The organism is Acinetobacter sp. ANC 4862 (genome assembly GCF_004336635.1).
GTDB lineage: Bacteria > Pseudomonadota > Gammaproteobacteria > Pseudomonadales > Moraxellaceae > Acinetobacter.
Map to the genome: position 1 here is coordinate 1 of NZ_SJXH01000034.1, position 15,411 is coordinate 15,411.

15 protein-coding genes are annotated in these 15,411 nt (G+C 40.8%); 9 read left to right on the top strand and 6 right to left on the bottom strand.

Annotation, left to right across the window (positions count from 1 at the left end; genetic code table 11):
* The 3 genes from E0409_RS13150 to E0409_RS13160 form a co-directional block, all read left to right on the top strand.
* A partial coding sequence (locus E0409_RS13150; protein WP_131291517.1) for a transposase domain-containing protein occupies positions 1–161 on the top strand: 161 nt, incomplete at its 5' end.
* Positions 162–224: 63 nt separating this feature from the next.
* Positions 225–992, top strand: a complete 768-nt coding sequence (locus tag E0409_RS13155; protein ID WP_252151817.1) for an LA2681 family HEPN domain-containing protein — start codon at positions 225–227, stop codon at positions 990–992.
* A 204-nt stretch (positions 993–1,196) separates the two neighbouring features.
* Positions 1,197–2,168 (top strand): MBL fold metallo-hydrolase, encoded by a 972-nt coding sequence (locus E0409_RS13160; protein WP_131291519.1) that lies wholly within the window; start codon positions 1,197–1,199, stop codon positions 2,166–2,168.
* A 58-nt stretch (positions 2,169–2,226) separates the two neighbouring features.
* On the opposite strand, the gene E0409_RS13165 is transcribed toward E0409_RS13160, so the two are convergent.
* The gene (locus tag E0409_RS13165) at positions 2,227–3,204 is read right to left on the bottom strand and encodes a diguanylate cyclase (RefSeq protein ID WP_131291521.1); all 978 of its coding nucleotides are present in this window, start codon (positions 3,202–3,204) and stop codon (positions 2,227–2,229) included.
* A gap of 302 nt (positions 3,205–3,506) precedes the next feature.
* On the opposite strand from E0409_RS13165, the gene E0409_RS13170 reads away from it, so the two are divergent.
* From E0409_RS13170 to E0409_RS13180, 3 genes are all read left to right on the top strand, one after another.
* The gene (locus E0409_RS13170; protein ID WP_131291523.1) at positions 3,507–3,884 is read left to right on the top strand and encodes a VOC family protein; all 378 of its coding nucleotides are present in this window, start codon (positions 3,507–3,509) and stop codon (positions 3,882–3,884) included.
* A gap of 126 nt (positions 3,885–4,010) precedes the next feature.
* The gene (locus tag E0409_RS13175; RefSeq protein ID WP_131291525.1) at positions 4,011–5,261 is read left to right on the top strand and encodes an exonuclease SbcCD subunit D C-terminal domain-containing protein; all 1,251 of its coding nucleotides are present in this window, start codon (positions 4,011–4,013) and stop codon (positions 5,259–5,261) included.
* Positions 5,262–5,270: 9 nt separating this feature from the next.
* A complete protein-coding gene (locus E0409_RS13180) occupies positions 5,271–8,867 on the top strand; it encodes an AAA family ATPase (protein WP_131291527.1) in 3,597 nt (1,198 codons plus the stop codon).
* A gap of 62 nt (positions 8,868–8,929) precedes the next feature.
* Here the strand turns inward: E0409_RS13180 and E0409_RS13185 are convergent, their stop codons facing one another.
* Together E0409_RS13185 and E0409_RS13190 are read right to left on the bottom strand one after the other, a co-directional pair.
* The gene (locus tag E0409_RS13185; RefSeq protein WP_131291529.1) at positions 8,930–9,727 is read right to left on the bottom strand and encodes a thioesterase family protein; all 798 of its coding nucleotides are present in this window, start codon (positions 9,725–9,727) and stop codon (positions 8,930–8,932) included.
* A gap of 161 nt (positions 9,728–9,888) precedes the next feature.
* Positions 9,889–10,575, bottom strand: a complete 687-nt coding sequence (locus E0409_RS13190; protein ID WP_131291531.1) for a YggS family pyridoxal phosphate-dependent enzyme — start codon at positions 10,573–10,575, stop codon at positions 9,889–9,891.
* 124 nt (positions 10,576–10,699) lie between these two features.
* On the opposite strand from E0409_RS13190, the gene E0409_RS13195 reads away from it, so the two are divergent.
* Positions 10,700–11,737 (top strand): type IV pilus twitching motility protein PilT, encoded by a 1,038-nt coding sequence (locus E0409_RS13195; protein ID WP_131291534.1) that lies wholly within the window; start codon positions 10,700–10,702, stop codon positions 11,735–11,737.
* Positions 11,738–11,768: 31 nt separating this feature from the next.
* Positions 11,769–12,890, top strand: coding sequence for a PilT/PilU family type 4a pilus ATPase (locus E0409_RS13200; protein WP_131291536.1), 1,122 nt, complete (start codon positions 11,769–11,771; stop codon positions 12,888–12,890).
* A 57-nt stretch (positions 12,891–12,947) separates the two neighbouring features.
* Here E0409_RS13200 and fur read toward each other — a convergent pair whose 3' ends face one another.
* Complete coding sequence (fur, locus tag E0409_RS13205; protein ID WP_067723906.1) at positions 12,948–13,385, bottom strand: ferric iron uptake transcriptional regulator; 438 nt, start codon at positions 13,383–13,385, stop codon at positions 12,948–12,950.
* A 112-nt stretch (positions 13,386–13,497) separates the two neighbouring features.
* On the opposite strand from fur, the gene E0409_RS13210 reads away from it, so the two are divergent.
* Positions 13,498–13,896, top strand: a complete 399-nt coding sequence (locus E0409_RS13210) for an outer membrane protein assembly factor BamE (protein ID WP_131291538.1) — start codon at positions 13,498–13,500, stop codon at positions 13,894–13,896.
* Between the two features lie 44 nt (positions 13,897–13,940).
* Here the strand turns inward: E0409_RS13210 and E0409_RS13215 are convergent, their stop codons facing one another.
* Positions 13,941–14,264 (bottom strand): RnfH family protein, encoded by a 324-nt coding sequence (locus E0409_RS13215; RefSeq protein ID WP_131291540.1) that lies wholly within the window; start codon positions 14,262–14,264, stop codon positions 13,941–13,943.
* Positions 14,264–15,346 carry a hypothetical protein gene (locus E0409_RS13220; protein ID WP_131291542.1) on the bottom strand — a complete coding sequence of 361 codons (1,083 nt, stop codon included), beginning with the start codon at positions 15,344–15,346 and terminating at the stop codon, positions 14,264–14,266. The genes E0409_RS13215 and E0409_RS13220 overlap by 1 nt, the downstream gene beginning before the upstream one ends.
* Positions 15,347–15,411: the final 65 nt, after the last annotated feature.

The window sequence follows — 15,411 nt, forward strand, 5'->3', positions numbered from 1 at the left end:
GCCAACGAGCTGCCAATATCATGACTTTAATCCAGTCAGCAAAACTGAATGGCTTGGATCCGTATGCCTATTTAAGTAATGTGCTGAAAAGGTTGCCGACACATAAAGTGAGCCAAATAGAAGAATTGCTGCCGCACCGCTGGAAACCCGACCAAAATTAAAAAATAGCTATGGGGTTCAGCGCACGCTTACATAAAATAGAAACTGACAAAGAATATTCTTCAATGAGCCATTTTAGAAAATGGTGTATAGAGAAAAATTTAACACTTAATATTCATGGAATGTATTGTTCATGCATAGCCAATGAACGAGATAATTTAACACTGTTAGAAGGAGTGGTTTCTTCAAAAAATATTCTTCAGTATGAACAATATCTAAACCGTATTAAAGCTGAGTTCTCATTGGTTCGTGTTCTCTACTATGAATCTAAATTTACTGACAGCTCTAAATGTGATTTTGAAAGTTGTTATTCAGAACTAAATGATCAAGAGATTATTAATATACGATCTGAAAAATTAAGGACTTGTTTTAGACTATGCTTTTCAATATTAGATAAACTGGCAATATTTCTATGCCATTATTTTTCACTTTCAATTGATAAAAATACAGCTTTTAATAACTTTTGGTACAAAAACAAGGCTATTCTAGAAAGTAAAATTAACTTCGGGTTAATTGCTATTAATAGCCTTATATATGACTTAAATGAAAAAGATGGACAATTTGGATTTTATAAAGTCTGGCGAAACTCGCTAGAACATCATATTTTATTCTTAGTCCCTGATTCATTTGATCTCTCTAATGACTCAACTCACACTTATGTAAAAATAAGTGAATTTGAAAATAGCCTTCAAAATTTACTTCAATTTACACGATCTGCTATCTTTTCAACTGTATTCGCAATCGTTGAAGATCTTAGACAAAAACCTCCTCATGATTTTGAAAATACAATGGAAATTACGATTCATAAGAAAGATTTTAATGAAACTTACTAAGTAGTTAAAACAGTGTTTAATCACATGACCTGCAACATGGATGTCGCCCGTTCGTTAGGGGCACACGGATGTGCCCTCTAACGAACAAAGGATTTTTGTTACTTTTGATCCTTCAAAAGTAAGGAAAAAATCGAACCTAAAAATTTAAAATCTATACTTATCTATGCTAAAAATATTCATCACTTTCACTTTAATAAGAACCCCATGAAAAACCTAAAACCCCTCCTAATCGCACTCACACTTGGTACAGCAACCCTTACCACCCAAGCTGCTGAACCAAGCACCATCCAAGCCCCGAAACAAGTCTCAGGCTACTACCACCATCAAATCGGTAATACCCAAATCACCGCCCTACTCGATGGAACAAACTACCTAAGCCCTGCCATGTTTAAAGGCTTAAGCGACACAGAAAAAACTGAAATTCTCAAGAAATACTATGCCGACCAAGCCAAAGGCATCCAAACCTCAGTCAATGCCTTCTTGATCAAGACAGGCAATCAACTGTTGATGGTGGATAGCGGTGCAGCCAGCTGCTTTGGTGCACATTTAGGTTCGATCTATAACAACCTCAAAGCATCAGGTTATAAGCCTGAACAAGTGAATGAGATCTTTCTCACTCATTTACACCCTGACCATGTCTGTGGCATTTCAAATAATGGTGCAGCAAACTATCCAAATGCCACATTGCATATTGCCAAAACCGAATATGACTACTGGCTCAATCCAAATACCGTGAAGAAACTGCCAAAAGACAAGCAAGCAGGTTTCTTGGGTACGGTTGAAAAAATTAAAGCGGCTTTAGCTCCGTATGAGAAAGCCCAAAAAGTGAAGGTATTCTCTGACAAATCCTTGGCTTTTGGCGGTATCGAATTTAAACCATCGTTTGGTCATACCTCGGGACATTACAGCTTTAAACTCAAAGCCGATGGTCAGGAAGCGGTATTTATTGGCGACATCGTGCATTCCCATACCCTTCAGTTTGACCGTCCTGAAACCGCCATTGAATTTGATGTTGATCCCAAAGCAGCGGTACAGACACGTCTGAAACACTTTGCCGAATATGCCAAAGAGGGTCAGCTGATTGCAGCACCGCACTTACCTTTCCCGGGTCTTGGACATATTTATTCTAAAGACGGTAAGAGTTATCAATGGATTCCGGTATATTTTAAAGATTGATAAAAGATGAATAAAAATAATCCCCTCGCTTGAGGGGATTATTGATTTTATCTGCGTTTCAATTGTTCGCTGAACTTAAAATTGAATTTGCTATTTCATCAGCAACAAACCGCTTACGTCCGGTCTGTTTGGCTTTAAACAGGTTTTTATCGACCAGATTCAAAAAGTGTATTTTGTCATCTTTTTCTGTCGGGCAAATACATTTTACCCCCAGACTTAAGCTGACATTTTCAGAAATGGGAGATGCCCGATGCGGAAGATTCGCCTGATCCATCATGCGGAGTATATTGTCTGCAATTTGAATCGCTCCTTCTAAATGCGTTTCTGGCAATACGATCGCAAATTCTTCTCCGCCATAACGTGCCACCAGATCACGTGGACGTACACAGCAACTTTCCAGCATCTGTGCAATCTGCTTAATACAGGCATCGCCAATAATGTGCCCATTAAAGTCATTGTATTGCTTGAAAAAGTCGATATCGATCAAAATCACCGATATTGGCTTTTGCTCACGTATTGCGTTGTACCATTCGCGCGAATAAAAATCATCAAATAGACGGCGGTTGGCAATTTCGGTTAAACCATCCTTATAGGAAAATTCTTCCAGCTTGCGGTGTAAGGCTGTTAATTCTTCTTCCTTTTTCTTACGATCAGAAATATCAAACATAAAGCCGACTAAACTTTCAACTTCACCATTTTCCTTGCGTACCACATGAACCACATCTCGAATCCAGCAATAACCACCTGTTGCTTTTAAAGCACGATAATCCGCCTCATGATCTATGCCTGCAATGGATTGCGACACACAATAATTCAATACATGATCACGATCATCCCGATGCATGCGGTCTGCCCAGTCCTGCACCGACTTCCAGGAATCCTGTTTCCAGCCCAGTAACTTTTCAATTTGCGGACCAATATAACTAAACTGCTTTGTTGCCCAGTCAATGCTCCATGGAATGGCTAAGGTCGACTCTAATAATGTTTTATAAAACATGTCATTCGGCAGATTATGATCAAACGGATTATCTGGCATAGTGGTGCTCTAATCTGGATACAAAAGAAATTCGATGACCTATAAACCGGTGCCCTGAATGAATTTCTATTTGCTTTTTTTATGATTTACCTACTTCAAGTAGGTCCCCAAAACATAAATTGCTGTTCGCAACTGAACATTTTTACATTTAAAAATGATTATTTATTCTACAATTTCTCTCAAAGAAGAAACACACCTTTCTAGATATTTGATTTATTTTCGAAGTAGTTCGTATGTTCTGCAATTGGAACAATGCCCCTCTATTTTTCTAAAATTTTCAAAACAACACTCAGGATCACATGATGAATTACATTGTCTACTTTGAAATCCAGTCTTCAAACCCACCCAGAGATATTGACTTTTACCAGACTGTTTTTGGCTGGAAATTTAGCAAAGTTGAAGGTCTTCCTATTGAATATTACCAGATCGAAACTGAAAACATGTCGGGTGGCTTACTGAAACGTCCTGCAGCTGTACCACCAACACATTGTGGCACCAATGCTTTTACCTGTTCTGTACTGGTTGAAAATTTCGATGAAGCTTCCAGGAAGATTCTTGAGGCCGGTGGTCAAATTGCCATGCCTAAATTTGCCATTCCAGGACGTTGCTGGCAGGGATATTTTCTCGACCTAGATCAAAATACCTTCGGTCTGGTTGAAGCAGATGAAAAAGCGCAATAAAAAAAAGAGATAAATTCTAATGAATTAACACGACTTAAGTGGTCGCACCCGCGATGTATTGCATAATAAGTGGCTGCATTTATGGTAATTTATAGCCTCATCATGCATTGTGATTTGGGGCGTTACATGACTGTTCATTTTTTTCATACATCAGATTGGCACTTGGGACAATTCTTTTATAACCATTCACGCCAGTATGAACATGAACAGTTTTTAAGTTGGCTACTTCAACAAATACAACAGAAACAGCCACATGCGCTACTGATTGCCGGTGATATTTTTGATGTTATCAATCCTGCATCAGCTGCGCAAAAACAGCTGTATCAATTTTTAGCCGATGCCCATGCTCTTGCCCCGCATATGCAAACGCTGATGATTGCCGGTAATCATGATTCGGGTTATCGGATTGAACAGGTCGAACCCTTGCTGGAAAAATACAATGCCAGAACGGTGGGAGTGGTTCGCTGGAATGATGACAAGACTTTAGATCTCGATCGCTTACTGCAACCCATTTATGATCGAGATAAAAAGATTGTCGCCTGGTGTTTAAGTCTGCCTTTTTTACGTGCGGCTGAAATTACCGGTTTTAATGAACACACCACCAATAGCCAAAATGCGATTGCCTATTTACATCAACAACTGATTAGCGAAGCCAAGAAACGTAAGACCGATGATCAGGCGCTGATTTTAATGTCACATGCGCATATGCAAGGCGGTGAAACTTCCGACTCGGAACGCCCGATTATTATTGGCAATGAAGAAGCCCTCTCTACTGCATTATTTGATGATGTGATTGATTACGTGGCACTTGGGCATTTGCATAAACCACAAAAAGTTCAGCATCCGCATATTCGTTATAGCGGCTCACCGATTCCTTTATCTTTCAGTGAAATTAACTACAAGCACCAAGTGGTTGAAGTCAAAATTGAACCATCGAAAGCTGATGAAACTGCTTTTCAATTTGAAGCCCTGCCCATCCCTCGCAGTATTCAGTTACATCGAATTCGAGGAGAATTGCAGGAAGTGTTTGCTCAACTTAAAGCCCTCGCCAGTGGTGAAATTGCCAATATTGATCAACGTGAATATATCGATATTGAATATCATACCGACACACCGCCCCTGCCCAATTTAAGACAACAATTTGAAGATGCCTTGCCTAAAGACCGCTATCGTCTGGTTAAAATTTCACGCCAATATAAAAACAATCAAGTGCAAAACTCGTCTGCAAAAATTCAGCTTGAACCGCCAACGCCAGAAAAATTGTTTGAACAAATTTGGCAGAATAAAGGTTATGCGCAGGATGATGCGGTGTTAAAAGATTTTCAGACTCTGGTTCAAGAAGCCCATCGTTCACTTGAAGATAGAAACACGATTTAAGGATTTGCCATGAAAATTTTATCTATTCGTATAAAAAATCTGGCATCTCTTGCTGGCGAACATTTTATTGATTTTGAAAGTGAACCTTTGGCCAATGCCGGTTTAATTGCCATTATTGGTAAAACGGGTGCAGGTAAATCCACGATTTTAGATGCAATGTGTCTGGCACTGTTTAACCAAGTGCCGCGTCTTAAAAGCAGTGATGGTAAATTGGTCGATGTCGATGGTTCTGAATTACTCGCCAATTCAACGTTAACCGTGCTTCGCCGTGGTACCGGACATGGCTTTGCCGAACTTGTTTTTGTGGCACAGGATCAAAAGCATTATCTGGCACGCTGGGAAATTAAACGTGCGCGTGAAAGTGCCACAGGTAAATTACAGAGTGTGCAACGCCATTTAAAATGTTTAACCGATGGTGTGGTGATTGCGGACAAAGCCAAAGCAGTCGAAGCCAGTATTCTCAAAATCACCCAACTCAGTTTTGAGCAATTTACCCGTGCAGTTTTACTGGCTCAATCTGAAGTCACGGCATTTTTAAAAGCCCGGGATAATGAACGTGGTGCTTTACTGGAATATTTAACCAACTCTAATATTTTTGCCAAAATTGGTGAAATTGCATTTCGTAAAACCGCTGATATTGAAAAAGAGCGTAAAAAACTCGAAGAAATGATTGGTCATATTGATATTTTGTCAGATGAAGCAATTGCTGAATTGAATCAGCAATTTACAATCGCAAATATTGAATATAAAAAATTAGAGACTGAAAAAGCAGATCTAAGCAAACAACAACTTTGGTTTGAAGAAAATCAAAAGCTGGAAAACCAAATCAGTGACAAACAAAAAAATTATGATCATCAATTTTTCATTCAACAACAGTTAGCCGCTGAACGTCAAAAACTGAGCCGTTTAGAAGTATTTTCAGGTATTCGCCCAACTGTGTTTCAACAGGCTCAATTAGTCAAAGCCCAACAACAGCTTACACCACACATTCAGCAACTCCAGAATTCTTTTGATGTGGTTTCAAAGCAATTTTATAATGAAGAACAACACTATAAAAAAGCGGACACTGAACTTAAAGCTCTACAAGATTTTGAATTTACCCATGCCGAGGCTTTAAAACAAGTTCGAAGCTGTATTCAAGAACGTGATTTTATTGGGGCTGAATTTAACAAGCTGAAAACTAGATGCATAGAGTTAGATGCACAACAACAGCCCTTAAATGTGCAAAAACAAAATATTGAACTGGATATTTCAAGGCTTTTCGACCAACAAAAAGCAATCCAAAAGCAATTATCTGAAACTGAAAAATTCACCTCGCTGGATCAAAGTATTCATGCACATATTCAACAATTACAGCAATTCATTACTCAATATCAAACAATTGAGCAAAGTTTAGGGGATCTGACCGAGGCACAATCAAAATGTGCAGAAGATCAACACAAGCTAGATCAGCTCCAGACTGAATTTGGTTCTGTCACGCAGATTGAACAGCAACTGCTAAAACTGAATACAGAGCGTGAGCTGAAAATTTCACAGCTTAATCAGCTGGATCTTGCACAACAAAAGTTAAAGCAATATTTTGAATTACATGCGGATCTATCTAACCATCAAACTAAATTACAAACATTCAGTTCGCACGCACTTGTACTGAATCAGGCAAGCACACAAGCAGAAAAAGCCTTTGAAACGGCAAAAAATGAACGGGTTCAACTACAAGAAATTTTGCAAAAACAGCGCTTATTGCATGCAGAAAATATTGAGCAATTACGGATTAATTTAGTGGCGGATGAGCCTTGTCTGGTATGTGGTAGCACCTCTCATCCTTATAAAAATGATGAGTCACACGTTTCAAAAGCCTTGTTTGAATTGCAACAACAGCAAGAACAACACGCCATGCAAGAAGAGCAAGAAGCTTTTCAACGCTGGCAAATGGCACAACAACAGGCGACCAAAGCGCAATCTGAACTGGATCAACTCAAAAACAGCATTCAAAGTAATCTTGGAAAATTAGCAATCCAGCAAAATGAATTAGCGCAACAGTTTTCAAATGTGCAGATTCAAATCAATTTTGAACAATCAGCTCATGATATTGAAAGACAAGTTTTAGATGCGCTCACTCAATTTAGAAATGAAAAACAAGCTATTGAAGATCAATTAACAACCCTCAATCAGGTTCTTAAAGATCAACACACTTTAGCCCAACAAATTCAAAGTATTCAATATCAACTGAACAATGCAGAAAACTTGCAACAACACGTTCGGCATGTCGTCGCTTGTTTAAGTGAAGCTGAACAACAGCAATGGATCACACACACCACGGCTCAAGCAAAAGTTGTTTTAACAACATTATTAAATCGTGCTCAACATCTGACCAGCTTAGATAAGCTCGCTAAAGATCAAGATAATCTTCATCAAACTTTAACTTTAGTTAGCGCAAATCAGAACAATCTAGCGAAGCTCATTTCTGAAACGACCCAAGCACGCGATCAAGCCTATGCCAGAGGGCAACAAAATACCCAAATTGCCACTCAACTCATTCAACAGATGACCGATTTAACGGAAATCAAACCGCATGAATGGTTGCTTCAACACGATGCAGACCGTCAACAAAAACAACAGATCTATCAGCAGCAAAAGCAAAGTTTTGAACGATTGAGGATCGATTTTGAGAGACAGCAGAGTGATTTGAAACAATTGACCTCCCGACAGGCTGAACATCAAAAAACCATTAATCAGCTTAATGTTGAAATTGAAAACTGGTTGAAAGCACATCAAAATTTTACAACTCATGATTTAGCTGACCTAGTACAGATCAGTTCTGCGCAAGAACAGGAGATTCGGACTCAACTGCAAAATGCTGAACGGTTAGTGAATGAAAGTGCATCGGCTTTAAAAACCTTACAAGAGCAACAGACAGCGCATCTCAGCCAGCAACCGAATATTGAGTTAAATGTCTTAACACAGCAAATCAAAGACAATCTGGAAGCTTTAACGGCTCAATCTGAGGTCTTAGACAAACTCAAAGTCGATCTTGCACGCCATCAAGATAATCTTGATAAACAGGCCAAATTTGCCGATCAGATTCAAAACATTCAGCAACAGGAACATCGCTGGGGCAAAATTTCTGGATTGATGGGCGATGCGAACGGTAAAAAATTCCGTGATTATGCCCAGCAATACAATCTCGACATTCTGGTTGAGCATGCCAATCAGCAACTCGCCATGTTATCGCAGCGTTATACCCTCAAGCGTTTAGACCACTCTTTGAGCCTCGCTATTGTTGATCACGATATGGATGGGGAAACCCGTTCAGTCTCTTCACTCTCGGGTGGGGAATCCTTCCTGACTGCCCTCGCTTTGTCACTTGCGATTGCCAATATGGCCTCGGGTTCGATGAAAATTGAATCGCTGTTTATTGATGAAGGTTTTGGGACTTTAGATGCATCTTCTTTATATATGGTAATGAATGCCCTAGATCAGTTGCAAAGTCAGGGACGCAAAGTAGTACTGATCTCGCATATTCAAGAAATGCATGAACGGATTCCGGTACAGATTCAGGTGAAACCGTTAGGTGCAGGTGCAAGTACCATTCAAGTGGTGGGGTAATTTTAAAATCCGAAAATCATAAAAAAGCCTAGAAGATGCTCTAGGCCTTTATTTGTAAAAAACTATGCCATGGGGCGCAAAGTCAGAATCTGTTCGCTGCGTCCAAATGGTCCAGAAAGATCATGCAACACGGAACTGGTTAGACCGATACCATCGTCGCCATATTGCTGCATAGTTTCCAGACCCAGCCACTGACCTTGCGGTAAACGGTGCATATGGATCTGTAAATCCAGATTAGGAAAGCCCCAGCTAAAAGGTGGTTCTTGACGTGGCACAATGCCATTGGCGGTATCGACCATCCCCATTAAGCGGACAAAATCACTGGTAGGTTCACCTTCAACCATGTTATGTGGCGTTCGCAACCAAACAATGCCCTTCCCTGCACGGCGCTGATGACTTCGCGCTTCTATCGACTGAATATACCCACCCGGCCACTGACGAATTCCTTCCCACACTGGCGCATGTTCAGGCGCATTTCCATGAGCATCTTCCAAACCTTTAATGTCATGGCTATTTTGCGTCATCATGCGCCAGGTACGTGCAACGATACAGCTTTTGCCCTGAGCTTTCATTTCTGACTCAATCAGCTCAATGGTCTTGCCTGGGCGAATTACTTTGGTGGTGATACTAAACTCTCCAGCAGGAATCAGACCTAAAATATCTAAACTGATCCGGCCAATACGCATATCATTTCGTGGGGAAAACTGGTCTAATTCCGCACAAATAATACCTGTCGCTGGCGCCATATGCTGCTCATGCTCATTCCATGCCCCTTGAGCCAGTAGGGTTGAGCGGTAATGCGCCGTGACTTCTCCGGCCACATCCGTATTTCGCCCGATCAATTGATAATATGCCGTCATACACTTCCCTATTTTCTTGGTCGAATAAATAATTTTTATACAGACTATTCCCTTAGATAGTTCCTTTTGTACTCAACTTTAGTTGAAAGCTCAATTTTTAAAGCAAAAACTGAACCCTAAAGTTCAGTTTTCAAAATAATCAAAATGGATGTGAGTATTCTTTAGTTTGAATAATCTCGCGCGCCGAACAATGCAGTTCCAACTCGAACCATCGTTGAGCCTGCAGCAATCGCCTCAGTCATATCACTCGACATGCCCATGCTTAACGTATCCCAGTCTTCAGGATGTACATGTTCTTTTTTAACGCTGTCAAAAAGTTGCTTCGCATCTACAAAAGCCTGGGTATTGTGGGGTGCGGGAATCACCATCAAACCGCGCAATTTTAAATGTGGAAGCTGGCTAATCTTTTGAACCAGTTCCACCACTTCATTTGGCTGACAGCCATCTTTAGTCTCTTGCGCATCAATATTGACTTGTAGACAAATATTCAGCGGTGCTTGAGTGGCTTCTCGCTGACTGGATAAACGCTCTGCAATGATTAAACGATCTACCCCATGCACCCATGCAAAGCTTGCAGCCAGATGTTTGGTTTTATTGCGTTGAACATGTCCAATAAAATGCCATTCGATATCTAAATCATTTAAAGTTTCAATTTTATCCAAAGCTTCTTGTAAATAATTTTCTCCAAATGCGCGCTGCCCGGTTTGGTACATTTCACGTAGCGACTCACTTGGATGAGTCTTCGAAACAGCCAGTAACTGTACGGTTTTCGGCTCACGCTGGGCCTGTTTACAGGCATCTTCAATTTGCTGTAAAACTTTATTTCGTGATGCTTGAAGACTATTCATTGACGAGGTTCTCATTTTCGTTCATCTTTTTTTACTTTCCCTTTAAACTAACTGTTGGTTAAGCTCTGGGAAAGCCTTATTATTCTAACAAAATAAATAACATTTAAATGATCTCGGGGAAATTATGGACATCACTGAACTTTTAGCATTTTCTGCTAAAAATGGGGCGTCAGACTTACACTTATCAGCGGGTATGCCACCACTCATCCGTGTCGATGGCGAAGTTCGTCGTATCAACTTACCCGCTTTAGAACATAAAGAAGTACACAAACTTGTGTATGACATCATGAACGATAAACAGCGTCGTGATTTTGAAGAAAAGTTAGAGACTGACTTTTCTTTTGAAGTACCGGGTGTGGCACGTTTCCGTGTCAACGCATTCAACCAAAACCGTGGTGCTGGTGCAGTATTCCGTACCATTCCATCAAAAGTACTGACCATTGAAGACCTTGGTATGGGTCAAATCTTCAAAGATATTTGTAACTTCCCACGTGGTATTGTGCTAGTGACAGGTCCAACGGGTTCTGGTAAATCAACCACCCTTGCGGCAATGGTGGATTATATTAATGACAACCGTTATGACCACATTTTGACCGTCGAAGACCCGATCGAGTTTGTACACGAATCAAAAAAATGTCTGGTCAACCAACGTGAAGTCCACCGCGATACCCATGGCTTTAATGAAGCATTGCGTTCTGCCCTACGTGAAGACCCTGACATTATTCTGGTCGGTGAGATGCGTGACCTTGAAACCATCCGTTTGGCATTGACTGCCGCTGAAACCGGTCACTTGGTCTTCGGTACACTACATACCACCTCTGCAGCAAAAACCATTGACCGTGTCATTGATGTATTCCCGGCAGAAGAAAAAGACATGGTTCGTGCCATGTTGTCTGAATCATTACAAGCCGTGATTTCTCAAGCATTATTGAAGAAAAATGGTGGTGGTCGTGTTGCAGCACATGAAATCATGATTGGTATTCCTGCCATCCGTAACCTGATCCGTGAGAACAAAGTGGCTCAAATGTATTCTGCCATTCAAACAGGTGCTAACTACGGTATGACTACGCTAGATCAAAGCCTAAAAACTCTGGTGGCTAAAGGCATTATCAGTTCACAAACTGCCCGCACTATGGCAAAGCAACCAGAATCATTCTTATAAGAAAACTTGAATTGTATTGGGGTTTTTATACATGGATTTTAACGGCTTACTCGAATATATGGTGGAGAAAAAAGCATCGGATCTGTTTATTACTGCCGATGTCGAACCTTCTATCAAGGTAAATGGACAGATTATACAGATTGGTTCGGTCAAATTACCGGGTGCAACAATAGGGCGACTTTTAAACTCAATAATGAGTGAAAAGCAACGTAAAGAATTTGCTGAAACGCACGAATGTAACTTTGCCATCAGCAACCGCGACAAAACTGCCCGTTTCCGTGTCAGTGCATTTCAACAACGCGATGAACCCGGTATGGTATTGCGTCGTATCGAAACTGTCATTCCGACCATGGAACAGCTGAAGTTACCGCCTATTTTAAAAGAATTGACCATGACCAAACGTGGAATTATTCTGTTTGTGGGTGGAACAGGTACTGGTAAATCGACCTCCTTGGCTTCTATTATTGGCTACCGTAATCAGAACTCCAAGGGTCATATTATTACGATTGAAGACCCGATTGAATTTGTGCATCAGCATCAGGGCTGTATCATTACCCAACGTGAAGTGGGCATTGATACTGACTCTTTTGAAGTGGCTCTGAAAAACACCCTACGTCAGGCACCAGACGTGATCCTGATTGGTGAGATCCGTTCCCGTGAAACCATGGATTATGCGATTGCCTTTGCCGAAACCGGCCATCTGGTCTTTGCGACCCTGCATGCCAACAATGCCAACCAAGCACTTGACCGGATTATTCACTTCTTTGAAGCTGACCGACACAACCAGCTGTTTATGGATCTGTCCTTAAACATGAAAGCGATTGTGGCCCAGCAACTGATTCCAACGGTGGATGGCACTGGACGCCGTGCTGCAATTGAAATTTTGATTAACTCGCCTTTAATTGCAGACTTGATCCGTAAAGGTGATGTACATGAAATTAAAGAGTTGATGAAGCGTTCACGTGAGCTCGGGATGCAAACCTTTGACCAGGCTTTGTTTGACTTGTATAAAGCCAAACAGATCAGCTATAAAGATGCATTAAAACATGCCGACTCACCTAACGACCTTCGTTTACAAATCAAGTTGTCCGAAGAAGGTGGCGATCGCTTATTGCATGCAAGTGCGAACATCACTTTTGATGGCCAAGCTTAAAGGCAAAAAAACAGGCTTCGCAAGAAGCCTGTTTTTTTAACTGATTTCAAGTCAGTATTATTTTTTACGTAATGCATCCTGGCATTCAGGTGCATCACAATAACCATAAAGATTTAAAGAGTGACCTGTCAAAGTAAAGCCATACTTTTCGGCCACTTCATGTTGCTGAGTCTCAATCACATCATTGGTAAACTCAACGACTTTGTTGCAATTCTGGCAAACAATATGATCATGGTGATCTTCTTGCATAATTTCGAAAACGGAATGATTATTTTCAAAATGATGACGTTGAATAATGCCTGCAGCTTCAAATTGTGTTAACACGCGATACACAGTTGCTAAACCGACATCTTCACCTTGTTCAAGTAAAGTTTTATAAATGTCTTCTGCGCTTAAATGGTGTTGTCTTGAATTTTCTAATAATTCCAATATTTTTATTCGTGGAAGCGTAACTTTAAGTCCAGCTTTGCGTAAATCTTGATTTGAAATAGGCATGTAAAAAGGTCTCTCAACAAATTTAAAGTTGGAATATGCAACAAAGTTTAGATGCAGTATGATCTATCAGTGGATCAAATGCATCATAATTAATTTGGGATAGTGTAGCAAAATGCAAAAAATCATGTTGACGTTACTCGTCACTTCACTGCTCGCAGGCTGTTCGACCTTGGGCGTTTATAAAGTTGATATTCCGCAAGGAACGCCATTAACTCAAGCACAAGCTTCAAAAATTCAGGTCGGTATGAGTCACCAACAAGTGCGCTTCTTGCTCGGTAGCCCTACAGTTTCAGATCCAATGAATCCTTTACGTTGGGACTACATCTACAACTATATACCAGGAACATATGCTAAAAAAGCCAACATTCCTGCAGCTCACGGTCAACATTTAAGAATTTACTTCGATCAAACAGGCACTGTGATAAAGATTGAAGGTTTGGAAACAATTCCAGAATCTCAACCCGGCTTACCAGGATCAAAAGAAGCGATTCTCAATGCGCCCCCACTATAGCCGCTTTAAAATAAAAATAAACCCCTCAATGAGGGGTTTTCTTATCACTTCAATTGTTTAAAGCGATTTCCGCGACAATAAAGTCCAACCGGATTTTCTGCAGCCCGTTTTCGGCGAATATCCTTCGGATTAACCGTTAATGCGCGATAAATCTCGACACGATCACCGACTTGTAAGATTTGATTTGGATCTGGCAATCGCACCCCAAAGATCCCCAATGAAAGTGGTTCGGGTAACTGAATTTGTGCCCGAATCCCACTTTGCTCAATCGCATCTAAAGCGGTCATGCCTTGATGAAAAGGGACAGCAATATGAAACTGTTGATCCTGAGCCGCATATGCCACCCAAACCTGTGGTATCTCACTCATTAGAACAATTGTCCAATAATCGCAATCATTGCCAAGATGATTGATACAGGCAGAACCACACGCACTGCAATACGCCACAAGTTATAAAACATCTCATTGCTGAAATTCATTGATTTACGTAAATGGCTAATTTTCATGATCCAGCCCGCAAAAATGGCATAAATCAAGCAAATCACTAAGCCCCAAAGCATAAGTACCGTATTAAAAATTGGACTCATGGCAGGAATGGCCCAAACGAATACGGCAGCCAAGATGACGAGCCATTGAATCGCGATATTCAGTTGACGTTGCAGCAATTGTTCACGTGCCATATTGAGTAAAAGTGCAGATGCACTCACTACCGCAACCACAAACGCAAAAGTTGGAATTTGAGCATTGGCAGCAAAGAAGCCAAAAGCAACCACTGCTAATAATTGCGCAATCCAGATTGGTAAAGCTGTTTTGGTGGCAACATCTTGTTGATTAAGCGTCGGCAAACTACTTTGCCAATACAAGCCCATCCCTAAACCGCTAGCAACCAGTGCCAATACGGTCGCACTACCCCACTCGCTAAATTCAACCGGCGTCACTTGCCAAGCAGGCAAAGCTGTTCCCATCACATTCGCTAGAATTAAGGAAGCTAAAACACCAACAACACTTAGGATGACAATAATCATTCGAGGTGCAAATGAAAGTGCAATTGCAACAATCACCAAGCCAACGAACAATAGATTTGGCGCAATGCCATTGAAGGCAAAATGACCCAACAACTGGCTTGCATTAGACAGCATGCCACCTGCCAAGAAAGGAATAAAGACAACCGCTAACCAACCGACGACGCGCCATTTTTGCGATGCATCTGCATCACGCGTCAAGCTAGACAATGCATTTAACGCTGTGGTTTTTGAGCGCTTCGCCAAGGCAATTTCTAAATAACAGATCGGTAATGCCAAAATAAGCATAGTACCTAACCATAACAACCAAAAATCAAGTTGGCGATCAACTTGAATCCCGACTATCGGTGCTAATGTGGCAATGATGATAAAAGATAAACAAAATGCCATCAGCGGTGATAGCCATCGTGACATAGCATTGTCCTGCATGATGCGTTCCTAAAAAAAGTCTATCGCTATTTTGCCTTTGTCATGGGGGAAAATCAAAAAGAAAA

What these genes read in the sequence shown, in the direction of transcription:
- E0409_RS13170 (WP_131291523.1), top strand. Translation starts at nt 3,507, where the DNA reads ATGAATTACATTGTCTACTTTGAAATCCAGTCTTCAAACCCACCCAGA.
- E0409_RS13165 (WP_131291521.1), bottom strand. Translation starts at nt 3,204, where the DNA reads ATGCCAGATAATCCGTTTGATCATAATCTGCCGAATGACATGTTTTAT.
- E0409_RS13155 (WP_252151817.1), top strand. Translation starts at nt 225, where the DNA reads ATGAGCCATTTTAGAAAATGGTGTATAGAGAAAAATTTAACACTTAAT.
- E0409_RS13175 (WP_131291525.1), top strand. Translation starts at nt 4,011, where the DNA reads ATGACTGTTCATTTTTTTCATACATCAGATTGGCACTTGGGACAATTC.
- E0409_RS13200 (WP_131291536.1), top strand. Translation starts at nt 11,769, where the DNA reads ATGGATTTTAACGGCTTACTCGAATATATGGTGGAGAAAAAAGCATCG.
- E0409_RS13195 (WP_131291534.1), top strand. Translation starts at nt 10,700, where the DNA reads ATGGACATCACTGAACTTTTAGCATTTTCTGCTAAAAATGGGGCGTCA.
- E0409_RS13190 (WP_131291531.1), bottom strand. Translation starts at nt 10,575, where the DNA reads ATGAATAGTCTTCAAGCATCACGAAATAAAGTTTTACAGCAAATTGAA.
- fur (WP_067723906.1), bottom strand. Translation starts at nt 13,385, where the DNA reads ATGCCTATTTCAAATCAAGATTTACGCAAAGCTGGACTTAAAGTTACG.
- E0409_RS13220 (WP_131291542.1), bottom strand. Translation starts at nt 15,346, where the DNA reads ATGCAGGACAATGCTATGTCACGATGGCTATCACCGCTGATGGCATTT.
- E0409_RS13215 (WP_131291540.1), bottom strand. Translation starts at nt 14,264, where the DNA reads ATGAGTGAGATACCACAGGTTTGGGTGGCATATGCGGCTCAGGATCAA.
- E0409_RS13180 (WP_131291527.1), top strand. Translation starts at nt 5,271, where the DNA reads ATGAAAATTTTATCTATTCGTATAAAAAATCTGGCATCTCTTGCTGGC.
- E0409_RS13160 (WP_131291519.1), top strand. Translation starts at nt 1,197, where the DNA reads ATGAAAAACCTAAAACCCCTCCTAATCGCACTCACACTTGGTACAGCA.
- E0409_RS13185 (WP_131291529.1), bottom strand. Translation starts at nt 9,727, where the DNA reads ATGACGGCATATTATCAATTGATCGGGCGAAATACGGATGTGGCCGGA.
- E0409_RS13210 (WP_131291538.1), top strand. Translation starts at nt 13,498, where the DNA reads ATGCAAAAAATCATGTTGACGTTACTCGTCACTTCACTGCTCGCAGGC.